This window comes from Dyella sp. NPDC103356 (assembly GCF_055584465.1).
In genome coordinates, this window is sequence record NZ_JBVJLZ010000003.1 from 253266 (window position 1) to 271477 (window position 18212).

Annotated in this window: 18 protein-coding genes; all 18 read left to right on the forward strand. The window is 59.1% G+C overall.

The window, feature by feature from the left end; all coding sequences use genetic code 11:
* The first annotated feature begins 7 nt into the window (after positions 1–7).
* The 18 genes from ACZ6WW_RS07975 to ACZ6WW_RS08060 all read left to right on the forward strand — a co-directional run bounded on the left by ACZ6WW_RS07975 (position 8) and on the right by ACZ6WW_RS08060 (position 18157).
* A complete protein-coding gene (locus tag ACZ6WW_RS07975; protein ID WP_465273726.1) occupies positions 8–823 on the forward strand; it encodes a hypothetical protein in 816 nt (271 codons plus the stop codon).
* Between the two features lie 44 nt (positions 824–867).
* Entirely contained in the window at positions 868–1959 is a 1092-nt protein-coding gene (locus tag ACZ6WW_RS07980) for a TrbL/VirB6 family protein (protein ID WP_465274046.1), read from the forward strand.
* The gene (locus ACZ6WW_RS07985; RefSeq protein ID WP_465273727.1) at positions 1956–2453 is read left to right on the forward strand and encodes a DUF4189 domain-containing protein; all 498 of its coding nucleotides are present in this window, start codon (positions 1956–1958) and stop codon (positions 2451–2453) included. Before ACZ6WW_RS07980 ends, ACZ6WW_RS07985 begins: the two co-directional genes overlap by 4 nt.
* Positions 2454–2797: 344 nt before the next feature.
* Positions 2798–3379 carry a hypothetical protein gene (locus ACZ6WW_RS07990; protein ID WP_465273728.1) on the forward strand — a complete coding sequence of 194 codons (582 nt, stop codon included), beginning with the start codon at positions 2798–2800 and terminating at the stop codon, positions 3377–3379.
* The gene (locus ACZ6WW_RS07995) at positions 3379–5067 is read left to right on the forward strand and encodes an XVIPCD domain-containing protein (protein ID WP_465273729.1); all 1689 of its coding nucleotides are present in this window, start codon (positions 3379–3381) and stop codon (positions 5065–5067) included. Before ACZ6WW_RS07990 ends, ACZ6WW_RS07995 begins: the two co-directional genes overlap by 1 nt.
* Before the next feature lie 166 nt (positions 5068–5233).
* Positions 5234–5824: a hypothetical protein gene (locus tag ACZ6WW_RS08000; protein WP_465273730.1), complete on the forward strand. Its 591-nt coding sequence runs from the start codon at positions 5234–5236 to the stop codon at positions 5822–5824.
* Between the two features lie 656 nt (positions 5825–6480).
* Positions 6481–6642, forward strand: coding sequence for a hypothetical protein (locus ACZ6WW_RS08005; protein WP_465273731.1), 162 nt, complete (start codon positions 6481–6483; stop codon positions 6640–6642).
* A 153-nt stretch (positions 6643–6795) separates the two neighbouring features.
* On the forward strand, positions 6796–7266 hold the full coding sequence (locus ACZ6WW_RS08010) for a hypothetical protein (protein WP_465273732.1): 471 nt from the start codon (positions 6796–6798) through the stop codon (positions 7264–7266).
* Positions 7267–7306: 40 nt separating this feature from the next.
* Positions 7307–8335, forward strand: a complete 1029-nt coding sequence (locus ACZ6WW_RS08015) for a VirB8 family type IV secretion system protein (RefSeq protein ID WP_465273733.1) — start codon at positions 7307–7309, stop codon at positions 8333–8335.
* Entirely contained in the window at positions 8332–9102 is a 771-nt protein-coding gene (locus ACZ6WW_RS08020; RefSeq protein ID WP_465273734.1) for a TrbG/VirB9 family P-type conjugative transfer protein, read from the forward strand. The genes ACZ6WW_RS08015 and ACZ6WW_RS08020 overlap by 4 nt, the downstream gene beginning before the upstream one ends.
* Positions 9099–10385, forward strand: a complete 1287-nt coding sequence (locus tag ACZ6WW_RS08025) for a TrbI/VirB10 family protein (protein ID WP_465273735.1) — start codon at positions 9099–9101, stop codon at positions 10383–10385. The genes ACZ6WW_RS08020 and ACZ6WW_RS08025 overlap by 4 nt, the downstream gene beginning before the upstream one ends.
* A gap of 22 nt (positions 10386–10407) precedes the next feature.
* A complete protein-coding gene (gene virB11 / locus ACZ6WW_RS08030; RefSeq protein WP_465273736.1) occupies positions 10408–11448 on the forward strand; it encodes a P-type DNA transfer ATPase VirB11 in 1041 nt (346 codons plus the stop codon).
* 20 nt (positions 11449–11468) lie between these two features.
* Positions 11469–12620, forward strand: coding sequence for a lytic transglycosylase domain-containing protein (locus ACZ6WW_RS08035; protein WP_465273737.1), 1152 nt, complete (start codon positions 11469–11471; stop codon positions 12618–12620).
* 237 nt (positions 12621–12857) lie between these two features.
* On the forward strand, positions 12858–13262 hold the full coding sequence (locus ACZ6WW_RS08040; RefSeq protein WP_465273738.1) for a TrbC/VirB2 family protein: 405 nt from the start codon (positions 12858–12860) through the stop codon (positions 13260–13262).
* A complete protein-coding gene (locus ACZ6WW_RS08045; protein WP_465273739.1) occupies positions 13255–13566 on the forward strand; it encodes a VirB3 family type IV secretion system protein in 312 nt (103 codons plus the stop codon). Before ACZ6WW_RS08040 ends, ACZ6WW_RS08045 begins: the two co-directional genes overlap by 8 nt.
* 57 nt (positions 13567–13623) lie before the next feature.
* Positions 13624–16086 carry a VirB4 family type IV secretion/conjugal transfer ATPase gene (locus ACZ6WW_RS08050; RefSeq protein WP_465273740.1) on the forward strand — a complete coding sequence of 821 codons (2463 nt, stop codon included), beginning with the start codon at positions 13624–13626 and terminating at the stop codon, positions 16084–16086.
* Positions 16087–16176: 90 nt separating this feature from the next.
* Complete coding sequence (locus ACZ6WW_RS08055) at positions 16177–16788, forward strand: hypothetical protein (RefSeq protein WP_465273741.1); 612 nt, start codon at positions 16177–16179, stop codon at positions 16786–16788.
* A gap of 31 nt (positions 16789–16819) precedes the next feature.
* A complete protein-coding gene (locus ACZ6WW_RS08060; protein WP_465273742.1) occupies positions 16820–18157 on the forward strand; it encodes an XVIPCD domain-containing protein in 1338 nt (445 codons plus the stop codon).
* Positions 18158–18212 lie beyond the last annotated feature (55 nt).

Consider the following 18212-nt stretch of genomic DNA (forward strand, 5'->3'; position numbering starts at 1 on the left):
ATACACCATGGCCCCATCTTTCTCCCTCACCTCGTCGTTCCGGCGAAAGCCGGAACCCAGCGTCTTCACACGCCGCATCCTTTCTTTCGCGACAGTCCTGCTCGCCGCACTCGCCACGCCTGTTCACGCTCAATGGAAAGTCGTCGACAACGACGCCAACCGCACGCTCAAGGACATTCATCAAGACCTGAGCAACACGATCCATAAAGACCTATCGACCACGCTGCACCAGGATCTGCAGAAGATCTACACCCTCGGCGGCTACAAGCAGCTCGGCGACCGCGCGGTCGATCCGGATCAGCAGCTCACCGAGCAGATGCCGCAAAAGGATATCGAGCAGTGCAACAACATCACCAAAGGCCAGCAGCCCATCTGCGAGGAGATCGTCAAGACGCGCAATGCCCAGATGAACTACATGGTCACCATGTACAAGCTGGCCGCGCAAACGCGTAACGACCAGCTCAAGCAGATCCAGGACGAGCGCAGCCGGCTGCAAAGTAGCGACTACGGCAAGCTCGAAGACAACACGAACAAGCTCATCGCTTTGCAGACGCAATTGCAGATCGATCAGCAGCAGACGCAGACGGTCATGTATGCCTATGAGACACGGTTGAAGTACCTGCGTGAACTACAGACCAACTCGACCCATGGCATGCTGACCGGCAGCGACCCGTCACCCTCCTCACCGCTGGACATGATCAAGCAGATCGGCGCCGGCCTTGTCACCGGTGTCGCACTCAAGTCCGCGCTCGAAGCCGAGAAGACTTCCAAGCCGTCCGGCATGAAAACGCTGTCGTCGACGAACGGATGGTCGCCGCTATGAGCATGCTCGACACACTCAGCGGTTCACCGCTAGCACAGGCCGGCCTGGACCTGGAAGGAGCGACACAATTTGTCTTCTTCCAGGTGATCAACGATTTTCTGCGCGACGAAATCGACATCTTTCAATGGTCGCTGCTGCAGCGCACGACCCTGTGGGTTGGCAGTCTCGCGCTGATCTTCCTGACCCTGTGGATCATGATCCAGGGCTACCGCATCGTCACCGGGCAATCGCGCGAGCCGATGATGGCGTTGGTCGGGAACTCGCTCAAAGCCGCCCTGATCATCGGCCTTGCCACGAGCATGGCCGGCGGCTCCTCGCAGTTGTACTGGGCCATGACCGACGGCACCGCCAATCAGGTCAGCACGCTCGTTACCGGCAAGAGCAGCAGTCCATTTCAGAGTATCGACAAAAATCTGGCATACATGCAGCTGACGCTGACCACGATCGATTCGCTCAGTGGCGGACAAGGCAGCGCGCAGGATGACGCCAAGAGCCGCGCGATGTGGTTTACCGGCATTGGCTTGGCGGGGCCCGGGGTCATTGCCGGCTCGATGCTGTTGCTCAACAAGATTGCCATTGCGCTGTTCGTTGGGCTGGGGCCTTTGTTCATTCTGGCGTTGTTGTTTCCGCAGACGAAGTCGCTTTTCAGCAAGTGGCTTCTCTACGGCATCGGCACGATGTTCTCACTTGGAGTGTTGAGCTTCACCGTGACTTTGTCGCTGAAGATGGTAGAGGCAGTAGCCGCATCCTTTCTGGCGCGCTATGCCGCGGCGGACTTTCTCAATCTCGGCAATGAGATGAACGGCATCAACAGTATGGCCCTGCAACAAGGGGGCCTGGGCTTGGTGCTGTCGATTCTGATTGTCTCCGCTCCGCCTGTAGCGGCGACATTCTTCCAAGGCACGCTGGCTGCGTTCTCGTCGTATTCGTCGTTTGGGAATGTGGGGTCGCAGACGGCGCAGAGGCCGCCGGGGGTGCCAGGTCCAAACATTGAAAATCACCCCATCCCCAATCAGGACCGTTCACACAACATAGGTTCAGATGGTGCCAGACCAACAGCAGTGAGCAATCACGCCACAAGATCGTCTGGATCATTGCCACAACAAAACGACGAATTGAAACGAGCTTTGAAATGAAAAAACAAATTTATTTGGCGCTTACCTTCGTAGCCATCATCTATACGCCAACGGCATGGTCACAATGCGCACCGGGCATTCCTAGCGCAGGCAATCCCGGCTGCATTCCGCCTGATGTGCCGGGCTCTCCTTCAGGCGAATACAACAACAGCGACAATCACACTCCCGCAGCGCAATGGCAAGATAGATGGGGCGCATTGGTTCTTGATAGTAAAACCGGCGACGCTGGCTTCATAGCAAACCGTCAGACAAAGCGGGAAGCCGTTCAAGAAGCCATAGCATCGTGTGAAAGCGGCGGGAGCCACAACTGCACGCTTCGCATGACTTACTACAACCAATGTGCAGCCGTGGCATGGGGCGATCGAAACGACAGCGTAGGTCGTGGCCCGACGATTAGCTCCGCCCAAATCGAAGCCTTATCAAGTTGCGACAAAGTCACCTCAGGCTGCAAAGTCGTCTATAGCGATTGCAGCCTTCCTGAGCGGATCCAATAATACGTACTAATAACTATGAAAATTTTTGTAGCTTCGCTAGTTGGACTTGTCACAAGCACATCCGCCGCTGCGGACGGATATTACGAGCACCTTCAGTACTACAACAACGACCCCTTCACTTTCTGCACAGTCGGCGTGCCGGAAGACTGTTGGGCGCCTATCGATCCAGCTACCGGCACATTCACAGTAACCAATCAGTACTGCTTTAACGCCGAGTCGGCCATGACGTTCGCCCGGGTTTGTCCCAAGGCGTTCAACAGCACAAGCAGCGGCACGTCATCGACCAGTTCTGGCGACAGCGACCCTGCCAACGCCAGCCCTTGATCGCAGCCGAGCAGAGACAGATGCCACGTAAATGGATTAATGCCGCCGCCTTCGCGCTTCTTCTTTCAGCTTGTGGATCAGCCATGACCAATCCAAGCGTCACACGAAACCCGCATCCAAGGATGCACTATCAATTGATAATGACCATCAACGGCGCACCGGGTCCGTTCAACGGCATCAAGGGGCGCATGATGTACGAAGTGCAAAATAAATCATGCGTCCCAGAAGACCCGATCAGCGGCACCAGATCATCCCCCATCGAACGCCCAGAGTTCGAACTGACCGATAACGGTAACGGCGTCTATGTTGGCGATATCTACCTCGACCTTCTTGAAGGCGGCGACTACTTTGGATTAGGTGTATGCCAGTGGAAGCTGGTGTCCGTCACTGTCGCCATGGAAGCGAACAAAAACGAATTCTATCCAGGCATCTCCAACGACGAGATCTTGGCTCAGACCCCAATCACCTCTTACTTCTCAAAATCTCAGTACACAGATACATCAAGCCCGGGCGTCAGTGGCGGAGCTATGTTCAATCCGGCAACAGAAGAGACCAAGGACCAGTTCTTTTCCATCACATTGACTGCGAAGGGAGCACATTGATGGATGCCAATGTCAAGGAAGCCTCCTTACTAGCCGATGATTGCTACAACAAACGTAACAAAGGTGATCAGCCGATAATTGGCGGCATTAAATACAATATCCTAGTCGTCGCCGACAAAAAATCAGGCTATCAAGCAGTTGCTTATCAACGTGCCGATACCGGGCATGTCATCATCGCCGAGCGTGGCACAGAGTTTGGCCGCGAACCCATCCGTGATGGCATGCAAGCCGATGGCGGCATGGTTCGCGATGGGGTCAACAGCCAATACAACGACGCTATCGTCTTTACTGAAGACGTCATTCGGGAAGCCAAGAAAACAGAGCAAATCTTCAGGCACCCCATCACCTTCAGCACCACCGGCCATTCACTGGGCGGCACTTTGGCCCAGATCATCTCCGAGAAGTACAACTTCCCCGGCATCACCTTCAACGCCTACGGCGCGGCGGGCCTGAACTACGGCGTCCCCGAGGGCGGCCACCTCGTCAAGAACTACATCTGCGCCACCGATCTGGTGAGTGCTGCTAGCCGTCAGTTCGGCGAAACGCATATCTATGCATCGCAGCAGGATATCGATCGACTCAAACAAGGCCATTACTTGGACTCACCCCCTAAGGGCACCGAGCCAAACCCGTTCATGACCTTGAGCATCACCGCTCACCGCATGGGAAACTTTCTACCGAACAATGACATTCTTGGGAGGTCGCTCATCAGCCCGGAGAACGAGGCGCGCGCTCAAGCCTATAAGGCTGAAATCGATGCGTATCGTAGTCACATCCAGCAGAACCGCGAAGTCGTTGCCACCTATCTGAAAAACCGTGAAGCAGGCGTACCTGACCTGGCCAATCAAAAGGCGATGGAGAAACTGCGGTCTCAGGCATTCGACGCTGCCGTCGCACCGGCCCAAGAGGCCCATGCCAAAGGGAAGGAAAAGATCGCGCAGATCATCGACCAGGGCGTCACTGCCGCCGAATGGGCGCAGAAGAAAGCGGTCGATACCGCCAGGCGCACGTCTCACGCTATGGACCGCACCACCGATGCCATCAAGCATCAAGCACAAGAAACCTACCGGGACATTAAACACGGCGCAGAGGATTTACATCATCGGGCGAAAATCGCTGCTGACAGTGCCGTTCAGCATGCTGCCAAAGCCGCTCAACACGGCGCCGATGTCATTCACCGTAAAGCGCAGGCTGCCAGTGAGGCCGCATCGTCTGCCGCCCACTCGGTATCGGATGGACTTTCGCAAGTCCGCGCGAAGCTTAGCTCTTTGTTTGGCGACAACAAACCTGTCCCCTCGCTCAATCACTCCACTCACCCGGATCATGCGTTCTACAACGACGCACTCAAGGCGGTGAAGCATCTCGATGCCTCACAAGGCCGCGCACCCGATCATCGCAGCGAGCGGCTTGCCGCCGCCTTGACGGTCGCGGGCCGCAGCGAAGGCCTCCCCGGCATCGACCGTGTCGTGCTCAGCGACGATGCCTCGCGCGCCTTCGGCATGCACGGCGAGCCGCTATCTCCTTCGATGCGCTTAGCCGGCGTCGATACGGCGTGGGCCGTGCGTACCCCCGTCGAGCAGCACAGTCGGGACTGGCAGCAGCTTGCGCATCAGGAAACCCAGCAGCAAGAGCCACATCATCAAACTCATCCGAAGGCCCAGCCGCTTAATCCCGCGTATAGCATGTGACGAGGGCGATGCTTCGAACACTTCGCGCATCGACAGGGGTGCCGGCCCGGATCAACTTGCGAAGAGCGAGTTCTGGCCGTAGTGTCCACCTCGGGTCTTTCCAGCCGGCTCCAAATTCGCTATGACATGTCGTGCTGCCGCCTCTTTTCTTACCCGTCGACATGGCGTGCGGAGCATCGCTCTCTGCGCCTTGCTGTCGGTGTGCGGGCACGCGCTGGCCGCCCTGCAAGGCGAGAACCTGCTGCAACCGTTCCCAACGGGGTTCCGGATCGCCAACGAGCAGACCGAAGGGAGTGCTTCGCTGACGGAGATGGTCCCGGCCAACGAGACGGTGGATCAGTGGTCGCGCATGGTGACCACCCAGGTCTACCGTGGCTTGAGCGACGCCTCCTTTTTCGCCAAGTACCAAGGCCAGATGAAGGACCGCTGGTCGAAGGCTTGCGATGTAGCCGATGTCCAGCCGTTCTCCGACAACAGCGAGAACGGTTACGCAACTCACGTGTGGCTACAGGTTTGCGCCTTCAAGGACAAGCAGAAGAAGCCGGAGATCACGCTGTTCAAGTTTATCCAGGGCCGTGACGCGACGTATGTGGTGCAGATGGCCTCTCACTTTCAGCCGTCAAAGGCGCAACTAGCCGAGTGGATGGCGTATCTGGGCAAGGTAACGGTCTGTGACACGCGTCGCGTGGACTCACCCTGCCCCATCGACGAGTCCACCCGCGTTACCGTAAAGACCGCGCCGGAAGCCGCGAAGTAAGGTCGGCTACGCCTCGCCGCAACGGTCGGCGCTCTATCGCTGCGGTAGCATCCAGGAGAGATATTCGTGTTTTGAATATCTGACCGCGCAAATTTCGCGATACACACGATGTTTTCCGTCGGCTCTTGTCTCCGCTCCCCATGTCCCCGGCAGCCCTTTCCGGGCACCAGACAAAAAAACCTGAAAAATCATTATCAAACAGAAACAGGTATCGCTGTCTTACGTTTGCCTGACGCTTTGCAAATCGACTTATCTTAATGCGCCTACATTATCTGTCAGCATTCGCCTACAAAGTCTCCATTGCCTTCAATCCAATGACGAGATAATGACAATCAAAACAAATGAGACGCGCATCACATTTGGCCGTCCAATCGAACGCAATAAATTACGAATGACTCGATAAACGCCATGCTGCGACGCAGCCTCATGCAATCGTTTGAAACACAAAAACCCTTATTTTTCTGACGTGCACTAGCACAATCAGACATCTTGCGTCAGAATCCGGCTCGAGGGGACTAGGGCCCCCTCCAGGGGTCAATGTCGTCATCTCGGTAAGCCTACGGGTCGGGCGCGCGGGGCGCTCGCTTTCCAAGATACGCATTGGACGGTTCAAAAGATGTGGACGGCTTTAAAAGCCAGTCTGACAGGGAGCCTGAATGGAATCGACGATTTACAGTCCGCGGCCGCATTGCTCGGCCGCTGTAGCAGCGAAGAAACAGGGGATTACGGGCGGACTTACCGCCGACTTTTTTCTCAAGCTGCTCGAGCATTCGCCATCCTTGCAGGATGGCGAAGCTTTGCTATTCGCCTTGACTTGACGCTGCCACTTTGGCGGGCGTTTTTGGCGTGCTCGTAGTACTTGCACGCAGCGTGACACGCGGGTTTTCCGCGCGAATCCAGCTATTTCAATCTCACTTTGCGGGTACGACGTGAAAAAGGTTTACGTAACTCGAGCCCTTGGGGGCGCTTCGATGCTTGCGGCACTGGCCTTGTCCGGCTGCGGAACTCCGCCGGCAAAGGATTTCGGTGGCTCGTGGAAGCCGGTCAACCGGTTCCAGGATGCGCCCACCGAAATTCCGCTTGCGCAGCCATATGCGTTTTACGCGTCGCCTATGGACGGCACGCTCAAAGCGATGCTGACACGCTGGTCGAAAGACTCCGGCATGGTGCTGTCCTATCAGCTGCATTCGGACTACACGCTGTTCAAGCCGGTCTCGCAGATCCACACGCCGAACGCGAAAGCCGCCGCCGCGGAGTTGAGCGCGATCTACGCAAGTGAAGGCGTACAGATCACCGTGAACGATCGCCAGATCGTTGTCGAAGAAGCAACGACCTCGGTCCCTGACGCGACCAGCCCGGCAACCGACGCGCCTCCGGCAGCGGCTCCAGTGCCGGCGCCCGCTGCTCCAACGCAAAACGCACCGGCGAGCACCAAGTCATGACCTTCCTATTCGACATGACAGCTGACATGGGTGCACGCTAATGCTCAACAAGAAAACATCCAGCAAGAAAATTGACGAGGCGGTCGCGCATTCGGTCAATTTCGAAGTTACGGTGTCAGACCTGGCCAGACGCAGCGAAAAGCGTGCATGGTGGGTCGCATTCACCGCGGTCGCGCTTGCGCTGATCCTCGCCGGCGGCTACTTCTACATGCTGCCGTTGAAGGAAAAAGTACCGTACATCGTCATGGCCGACGCGTACACCGGCACCAGTACCGTTGCACGCCTGACTGAAGACTTTACCAACCGTCAGATCAGCTCCAGCGAAGCCATCAATCGCAGCAACGTCGCGCACTTCGTACTCGCACGCGAATCGTACGATTACGTGTTGATCGGCCTGCACGACTGGACAACGGTCTTGACCATGTCTGCGCCGGACATTGCCGCCGCCTACACCACGCTATATCAACTGGGTAACCCGGAAAATCCCTATAAGACCTATGGGAAAGAGCGCGCCATCCGGGTAAAGCTGCTCAGCATCGTGCTGCTTGGCGGCGGCCAGGGCCAGGCCCCTCACGGCGCCACCGTCCGTTTCCAGCGCAGCGTCATGGAAAAACTGACAGGTGCGACCCGCCCGCTCGATAGCAAGCTCGCGACGATCGAATTCACCTATAAGAGCAACCTCAAGATGGACGATGCGTCACGTATCGAAAATCCGCTGGGCTTTCAGGTGACCGGCTATCGCGTCGACAACGATTACGCGACTTCCGCCCCGCAGGAAACCCCGGCACCTGCCGATGAGCAGACCGCAGACCCGGCAGCCGCGACCAATCCGCAGGCGACCCAAGCCGGCGCTCCGGCACCAGGCACCGCTGCCGACGGCACCGCGCAGCCCGCTGCCGCACCGCAGTTCGCACCGCCTGCCGGACCGCAATTCGGGCCGACGGCAGTACCGCAATCCGCACCGGTGGGCACGCCGACAGGTCAGCCCCCCGCACAATCCTATGCACCGGCGCAGGCACCCGCCACGCCAGATCCACGCAACGCCGCTAATGGAGTGGGCCGTCGATGATCCGACCAATCAAATTCGCCCTGGCCGGCGTGATGGGCCTGCTTGCGGCCACGACTGTGCTGCCAGTCAGCGCACAGGTCGTGCAGCAATACGAATATCAGCCTGACCGCGTCTACCAGGTGCGCACCGGCCTGGGCATCACCACCCAGATCGAGCTGAGCCCGTACGAGAAGATTCTCGACTACAGCACCGGTTTCAGCAGCGGCTGGGAGCTGACCCGGCGCGAGAACGTGTTCTATCTCAAGCCGAAGAACGTCGACGTCGACACGAACATGATGATTCGTACGGCGACCCATTCGTACATCTTTGAATTGAAGGTGGTCGCGACCGACTGGAAGGCGCTCGATCAGGCCAAACGTGCCGGCGTGCAGTACAAGATCACCTTCTCCTACCCCTCCGACTCGGCGTTCTCCAAGCAGACCGACGAGCAGGCCGACGTCCCGCAGCTGAATACGTCGCTCGTCAAAGGGCGAAACTACAACTTCAACTACGACTACGCGACGCATAGCAGCAAGAAGGCGCCGTGGCTGGTCCCGGTCAACGTCTATGACGATGGCCAGTTCACTTACATCAAGATGGGCGACATGAAGCAGTTTCCGACCGGAAATTTTCCTGCCGTCTACATGCGTGAAAAGGAACACGGCGAAGACTCGCTCGTGAACTCGACCGTCGAAGGCAACACGATCGTCGTGCACGGCACCTATCCGTTTTTGGTGATTCGCCAGGAAAACAATGTCGTGGGACTGCGCAGGAATACTAAAAAGTGAGCCCGAATAATCCCTATATGCCTGACGAAGGCAACGAGAACGAGCACGAAAACGTTCCGCCGCAGCGCGAGAACCGTGCGTCGGACCCGTTGGCCAACAACCCTTACTCGAACCAGCAGCGTGCGGCCGAGGCACCGGATCTCGATGCCGGCGCACCGCAGCTGCGTTCGACCGAAATGACCCGCATGAACCGGCGCGCGATGGTGTTCCTCGCAGCCATCGTGGCACTGGTGGCCTTTCTTGCCGTGTGGGTGATCAAGGGCGCGCATCACGACGACAAGCCCAAGGCACGCGAAGAGACGCTGACGGTGCCGCAGGCGCCAGCCCCGGTTCCGCAGTTGGCACAGCAGACCGCCCGGCCAATACCGAAACTACCCGAGCCGATCAAGCTTTCGCCCACGCCCCCACCGCTGCCGGTCCAGGCCAAGGCAGCGCCTTCAGCTCCGCATGGTCCTACGCTGATGGAGCGCCGCATGCAGGGCGATGCCGCGGCGCAATCGGGCGACGGCAACGGCTTGTCGGGCGCGGGTGGCCCGCAGGCCCCCGCCGGTTATGCACCGGCACAGCAACGCCCGGGTATGGGCGGCCAGGAACAATGGTCACGCGTGCCAGGCCTTTCCGGTCAGCAGCACGCGCCGCTGAACTCGCCGGTTGGCTTGCCCGAGATCTCCAGTGCGCAACCGTTGTATTCGCCTGACACTATGATGCAGCGTGGCACGTACATTCGCTGCGTGCTGGAAACCCGCATCATCAGCGACATCCCCGGCTTCACGTCATGCATCGTCACCGAGCCGGTGTACTCGTTCAACGGCAAGCGCCTGTTGTTGCCGAAGGGCTCGAAAGTCCTGGGCAAGTACGACATGGGTCCGATCGGCGATCGCATGGCAGTGATCTGGGATCGCATCCTGACGCCGACCGGTATCGACGTGAACATGGCCAGCCCCGGTATCGACAACCTTGGCGGTTCGGGCAATCCGGGTTATCTCAACAACCATTGGCCGAGCCGTATCGGCGCCGCTCTGCTGGTCAGCATGCTCAGCGACGCGTTCTCGTACGAAGCGGCCGAGCACGGCCCCAAGACTCAGACCGTCGGCGTCGGTAGCGGTACCGTCACGGCAACACCGTTCCAGAGCAACACCGCCCAGACACTGCAGAACCTGGCGCAACAGGCGGTGCGCGACTCGGCTAACCGCCCGGGTACGGTCACCATCAACCAGGGCACGATCCTGTATGTCTACGTCGCCAAAGACGTCGACTTCAGTGGCGTGGTCGCACGCTTCTAACCTAAAGACGATGAACTGAAGAATGGACGACGGCGCGCTAGCACAAGTTTCAAACGAATTCCTGGAATACCAGTACGAAGTGCTGGGTATCCGGGAGTTCATGGCGTCGCCGGACGTCACCGAAATCTGCATCAACCGTCCCGGCGAGCTCTACCTGGAAAGCCGGGGCGGCTGGCAGCGCATGGACGTGCCGTCTCTCACTTTCGAGCGTGCCCGCCAGTTTTGTACCGCGGTAGTGAACGAGAGCAACACCGGACAGCGCATCACCGATGTCGACCCGGTCGTCTCGCTCACCTTCCCCACCGGTCAGCGTGCGCAGTTCGTCATCCCGCCGGCGGTCGACGCCGGCAAGATCTCCATCACCATCCGTCTGCCCTCCAAGCAGACCAAGACCCTGGCCCAGTATCAGTCGGACGGCTTCTTCGACGAGATTCTGGAAAACCCGCCGGAGATCAGCGCCGGCGATCGTGAGCTGCTGGACCTGCGCGGCAGCCGGCGTTACGCCGATTTCTTTCGCCAGGCCGTGCTCAACAAGAAGAACATCGTCGTCGCCGGTGCTACCGGTAGCGGCAAGACCACCTTCATGAAGTCGCTGGTACATCACATTCCGGCCGACGAACGCCTGGTGACCATCGAGGACGCCCGCGAGCTGTTCATCGACCAGCCCAACGTAGTGCACCTGCTTTATTCCAAGGGCGGTCAGAGCACCAGCAACGTCACCGCCAAGAGCTGCATGGAAGCGTGTCTGCGTATGAAGCCCGACCGCATCATCCTGGCCGAGCTGCGCGGTGACGAATCGTTCTACTTCATCCGTAACTGCGCCTCCGGTCACCCCGGTTCGATCACCAGCTGCCACGCCGGCAGCACCGAGCAGACCTGGGACCAGCTGGCCTTGATGGTCAAGGCGTCCAACGAAGGTGCCGGTCTCGAATTCGAGACCATCAAGCGCCTGCTGATGATGACCATCGACATCGTCGTGCACATCAAGGCGCATGCCGGCCGCCGCTACATCACCGGTATCGATTTCAACCCGGGCCGCCATCTGGCGGAAAACCGGGCATAGACGAATCGGGAGAACGCCAGATGATCGCTGGAATTGAAATGATGTCCTGCCCCAACCTGTCGGTTCCCGCCGAGGTGATGCAGCACATCGTCAATGTGGAGTCGGGCAAGAACCCGTATGCCATCGGCGTGGTTGGCGGTCAGCTCGTGCGTCAGCCGCAGAACATGGACGAGGCCATTGTCACGGCGCAGATGCTCGAGTCGAAGGGTTACAACTATTCGTTGGGTATTGCGCAAGTCAATCGCAACAACCTCGGCAAGTACGGCCTGGACTCCTATGAAAAGGCGTTCTCGGTGTGCTCCAACCTGGCGGCCGGCTCGCAGATTCTCGCCGAGTGCTACAACAGTTCCGGTGGCGATTGGGGCAAGGCCTTCAGCTGTTACTACTCGGGCAACTTCGTCACGGGCTATCGCACCGGTTACGTCCAGAAAGTATTCGACTCGATCAATCGCACGGCGATGCTTGCCAGCAATAGCCCTCGCGTCACGCCGATCCAGCTGGCCGGTCAGCAGCCAGCCAACCCGCGCGTAACGCCGCTGCCTGCCACCGCACCCGTACGCGAGGTACAGGTCCCGGTAACGCCCACGGGTGCGGCATACCGCGTCGCGATCCGCAGCTCCTTGATCGATACGGCGCTCAACACCCTGGTTTCACCCGCAGTCGCTTCCGCGGCGGATATCGATCCCGCCGCCGCGCAGGCCGCCGCCCAGTTGCAGGGCAACGGGCAGATGCAAAATCAGCAGGCACAGGCGCAAGCGCCCGGCACACCAGGCAACGGCTTGCAACGGATGATGCAGCAGGTCCAGCAGGCCAATTACCCGAATCAGGCGCAACCTACTGCCCCCATCAGTTCCATGCAGCAGATGATGCAGCAGGTCCAACAAGCCAACTACGGTCCGGCGCAGGCACAAGGCGCCGTGGACCAGCCGATAGCGCCGGCGGTGTCGCAACAACAGGCACCAACGATGGCCACGGCGGGCGGCACGGTGTCATCCGACGATGTCTTCGAACCGCAAGTGCGCGGCCCAAACGATCCAGTGCAAAGCCAGCCGCAAGCAGCGGCACAGCCGGTAGCACCCGGACAACAAGTCGCCGGGCAGCAACAGCCCGTTCCGGCGGCCGACCAGGCAGATCTTCGACAGGGGAGCGGCGATGGCGCCTTTGTCTTTTGAATGTGCCGAACGGATCCTGGCCCGACCCGCCACGCGCGAGGGCAATGGAACGGTTTCGGTTTCGCTTTGCGTAGCGGGAGCCTGTCACCCGCTGCGCTGGCCTTCGGGCCGCCACACTGCTGCGAACTTCGGTTCGAAGCAGTTCGTAAAAACCAGCTGCTCATTGCGCAGCTTTTCTTGACATAACGGTTGACGCACAACCGCACTGTTACCGAACTATTCAGAGGGAAAACCGAGATGGCACCGAAACTGCACAACGAGTACACCGAACACCAGGCCAAGACCGTACTGACCGGCCTGATGATGGGCATCATTCTGCTGGCCTTCATGCTGCTGCCGGAGCTGGCATTTGCTCAGGACAATCCTGACTTCACCGCGACCGGCAACAAGGTTTGCGGTTTCTTCGGCAACGTCAACAAGATCCTGAACATGACCTCGATCGCCGTCGTGACCGCCGCGGTGGTGTTCTCCGGTTATCAGATCGCGTTTGCGCACAAGCGCATCGGCGACGTCGCCCCCGTCCTGATCGGTGGCGTGCTGATCGGTGCAGCCGGCCAGGTGGCTAACATGGTCATCGGCACGACCGGCAACACCTGCTCTGCTGCGATCACCACGGGCATGCAGTTCCTGCACTATGCGTAAGGACGCGCTATTTCGCGGTTGCACGCGCCCACCGATGTTTCTCGGGGTCCCTTATATCCCGTTTTTCCTCGGTGCGGGCGGCTTCCTGCTGATGGCGATGTACCTGGGCAACATGCTTTACCTGCTGCTGATTCCGGTGGCCATTTTCATCATGCGTCAAATGGCGCGCCGTGACGAAATGATCTTCCGCCTGCTGGGACTGCGCCTGCAAGTTCGCACGCGGGTAAGGAACGTCAAGGACAACGAAGGCATGTGGGTCTTTACGCCCAACAACTATCGCCAGCCGGGCAAGGCGAAGCAGTAAAGAAGCCCTGGCAGTATCTGCCAGGGCGTTTCTTCAGATAACGACGGTACCGACATCATGTTTAACCCAGACGCCCCCATCAGCGAGTTCATTCCGATCTCCACCCATGTCTCACCTACTGTCGTGAAGACGACGGGCGGTGATTTCCTGATGGTGTGGCGTCTGGGTGGTTTACCGTTCGTCGGTCGTGAAGAGTGGGACCTCGAGCATCGCCACAACAGTTTCAATCGCCTGCTGCAAACGTTGCGTGCACCGGATTTCGTCAATCTGGCCTTCTGGGTGCATGACCTGCGTCGGCGCCGGCGTCTGAAGGACAACAGCCGCTTCAACCAGCGGTTCAATCAGCAGATGTCCGATGCGTACTACAACGCATTGTCGGCGCAGAAGCTGATGCAGAACGAACTTTATCTGACCATGCTCTACCGCCCGGTAGTCAGTGGTAAACGCTTTGCCGAAAAGTCCAGCGACGTAGCGAAGCTGGAAGCCGAGCAGTTGCAAGCCGTCAACACCATTCAGGAACTGGCCGGCAACCTCGAAGCGGTGCTGAAAGATTACGCGCCCAATCGTCTTGGCATGTACGAAGCCGCCAATGGTGTCGTGTTCTCCGAAATCCTGGAATTCTACGGGTATATCCTCAACCGCATCGATGAACCGGTGCCGGTTCTCAAAGCGCCGGTTTATGACTATCTACCGGTGAGCAAGCAACGATTCTCCGCAAAAACAGGCGATTTCGTACTCACCACGCCTACCGGCCAGAATCATTTCGGCGCGATCCTCAATATCAAGGAGTATGCGGACGCGACCTATCCGGGCATCTTGAACGGCCTGAAGTATCTGGACTTCGAGTACGTCATCACGCACTCCTTCAGTCCCATGGGGCGCCATGATGCGCTCAAGGCACTCGACCGCACCAAGGGCATGATGGTGTCGTCCGGCGACAAGGCGTTCAGTCAGATCGCCGAGCTCGACCATGCCATGGATCAGCTCGCCTCAGGCAACTTCGTACTTGGCGAGTATCACTTCACCATCGCGATCTATGCGCCCAGCCAGGAGGCCTTGTCGCAGCAGCTAGCAGCTACCCGCGCGGAACTCTCCAACGCCGGCTTCGTCACGGTGAAGGAAGATCTCGCGGTCACCGCCGCGTTCTACGCCCAGTTGCCCGGCAACTGGAAATTCCGCACACGCCTGGCGAATGTCAGCTCGCTGAACTTCCTGGGTCTCTCTCCCCTGCACAATTTCGCGACCGGCAAAAAAGAAAATAACCCGTGGGGCGATTGCGTCACCACGCTGCAGACCACCAACGGTCAGGCCTACCACTTCAACTTTCACGCCACCCATCCGGCCGAAAACTCGCTGGGCGAGAAAGCCATCGCCAATACGATGGTGATCGGCAAGTCCGGTACCGGTAAAACCGCGCTGATCAACTTCCTGCTCAGCCAGGTACAGAAGCTCAAGCCCTCGCCGACGATCTTCTTCTTCGACAAGGATCGTGGCGCGGAAATTTTCGTGCGCGCCTGCGGCGGCAACTATCTCGCGCTGGAAAACGGCAAGCCGACCGGCTTCAACCCGTTCCACTGCGAGCGCAACGAAGGCAACGTGCAGTTCCTGGCCGACCTGATCAAGGTGCTGGCAGGCAAGAGTGTCTACTCATCGCGCGAGGAAGAAGACATCTTCCGCGCGGTAGAGAACATGCTCGATACCCCTCAGCACCTGCGCAACATGACGAACTTCCAGAAGAGCCTGCCCAATATGGGCGACGACGGCCTGTTCGTGCGCATGAAGAAATGGACCGCCGGCAATTCGCTGGGCTGGGTGTTCGACAACCCGGTCGACACCATCGACCTGGAAAAAGCCAACATCATCGGCTTCGACTACACCGACATCATCGATAACGCGGAAGTACGAGCGCCGGTGATCAATTACCTGCTGCACCGCCTGGAAGAGCTGATCGATGGTCGCCCGCTGATCTACGTCATGGACGAGTTCTGGAAGATTCTCGACGGCAAGGGTGGCTTGAAAGAATTCGCCAAGAACAAGCAGAAGACCATCCGTAAGCAGAACGGCTTGGGGATCTTCGCCACGCAGAGTCCGGAAGACGCGCTCGCCAGCGACATCGCCGCGTCGTTGATCGAGCAGACCGCGACCATGATCCTGCTGCCCAATCCCAACGCCAGCCGCGAAGACTATATCGAAGGCCTCAAGCTGACTGATGCCGAATATCAGGTCGTCGTGAGCCTCGACGAGCGCTCGCGCTGCTTCCTGGTCAAGCAGGGCCACGCCTCATCCGTCTGCCAGTTGAACCTGCGCGGCCTCGACGACGCACTCTCGGTGATCTCTGCCTCGACGGACAATATCGAGATCATGCATGAGATCTTGCAGGAGCGCGCCGCAGCGGAAGGCGTCAAGGCCGATGACCTGCGACCGGAACAGTGGCTGGAAGTCTTCTACGAAAACCGGAAGGGCAGCGGCAAACGCAAGACATCCACCGAATCGCTCAATGCTCGATCGGCAACGAGATAACAAAACAGGCTGTACAAGCACTTTCCGGGAGGCTGCCGCCGCCAGAGGCGTGAAACAGGCAGCCACCCGCGTTTTTGCGAAGGAATGCCGGTGAAGTGTTCAACCCGTGTCATCAAAACGAGTGCGTGGCTGATCGTTGTGGCGCTTTGTGTATTCGGAGCCGCTTATGCGTTGCCTGCCCCCACGTCGACCGGTCAGACCGGGCGAGCCGATGTAGCCAACTTGCCCGGCTCGGTTTCCGGATTGCCGGGGATTACCTGCGCTCGCCAGGACAAAGGCTGGAATCTCCAATGCACTTACGGAGATTTCGAGATCGCCACCTATCCTGACGGCTGCGGCGCCCATGGCTTCTACGGCATGGTGTACGCCACAGTATCGTCGACGGTTGTGGTGCAGGATGGTTTTCCGAACGGAAAGGTCGTCGCGAAGCTGCACGATGAACAACTGGTTTGCGCTACCGCCGAAGCACGCGTCGCGGGGCACAACGACGTCGTCTGGTATTACCTGAAAGCCATACCGCGCGACAGCGTCAAAGCCTGCAAGGGCAAGTCGGTATGCGGACCGGAGAAGTTGCCCATCGAATGGGCCGTGCCGGCACAGGCAGCTCCTTGTCATGCAGGTGCCGATGGCAACTATACCGGCGCCTGCGCAACGGGCTGGGTAAAGGCCGAGAATTTCAGCGAATTTTCGAACGGGCTTTAACGATATTGTTGGATCGATAGCCGGAGGCTGTATGGGTCGCGAGATCTTTGAAGAAGCATATCGCCACTTCACGCAAGAGGGACGACGCTACGAATACGGTCGCGGCGATGGCCCACTGAAAAACCATTCGCCCAATCGTCGTTCCGACGCGAGCCGTACCGAGCAGGACCTGGATGGGGATGGCTTGCGTGGCGTGGACTGCTCCTCGCTTGTCTGGCGCGGGTTGCGCAACGCCGGCTACGACGTCGGCAAGACCCCTTTCGCCACCTCGCAATTGTTCGAAGGCAAACGCACTACGCCGTATGCACGCGAACATTTCGATGTGATTTCCGCGGCGGATGCGAGCCGCCAGCATGGCGCGCTGCAGGCAGGCGATATCATCATGTTCCGCAGTGGACATGGTCAGCACGTGGGCATCTTCCGGGGCTACGACGCGCAGGGAAATATCCAGTTTTTCGGCTCCCAGGTGAGCACCGGACCGGCTCTGGTAACCACCGGAACACGTCCTGGCGGCTACTGGAACGGAGGCGACTTCGAAATTGTCGGCGCGTTGCGCGCAAAGCCCGAGTTCCAGGTCCGTAAGCCGTTGCACGAAGCGAGTACCACACCGGCGGCGGGCGCGCCTCAGCGTCCGGCCGAAACGCGGAGCCAACGCGAAGCGGAGGTCGCCCCGTCACGCGCCTCGCTGGAACAGGGCGCGCGTGGAGATAACGTGCGCAAGCTGCAGTCCGACCTCGCCCGATTGGGCTATGGCGCCACAGCAGGCCGTGCATTGCAGGCCGACGGCGAGTACGGCCCGCTTACCGCTGCGGCCGTGAGTCGATTTCAGGACGATCGCCGTCTGCGTGTCGACGGAATAGCCGACACGCAAACCTGCGATGCGATTCGTCGGGACATCCTCGCCAGCGCTGCCGGAGCGCAACTGGACAACACTGCGCACCCCGATCATGCGCTTTACAAGCAGGCACTTGGTGCCGTACGTAAACTGGACGAACAGCACCAGCGTGATCCCGGCGAGCATAGTGAAAATCTGGCTGCCGCACTGACCGTTGCCGCACGACGCGAGGGGTTGAGCAAAATCGATCACGTCATCCTGAGTGAAGACAAGGCGCATACCTATGCCGTGCAAGGCGAGATCGATTCGCCACTCAAGCGGATCGCCGGCGTGTCCACCGCCGAGGCCGCTATCACGCCGGTCAAGGGCAGCAGCGCGTCGCTGGAGATGCTGAGCAGCGTCACTGAGCAGCAACAAGCGATGCAGGAGCGCCATTGGCACATTGTCGAGGTCATCCAGGAGCACCGTGCCGAACGTCGGGCAGAGCATGAAGCCCACCAGCATGCCCCTCCTCGCCTGACGCACGAGCGTTAGGATGGCCCTCGGCAGACACTCCGATCATGCGCGCCTCTACATCGTCCGGGGCGGC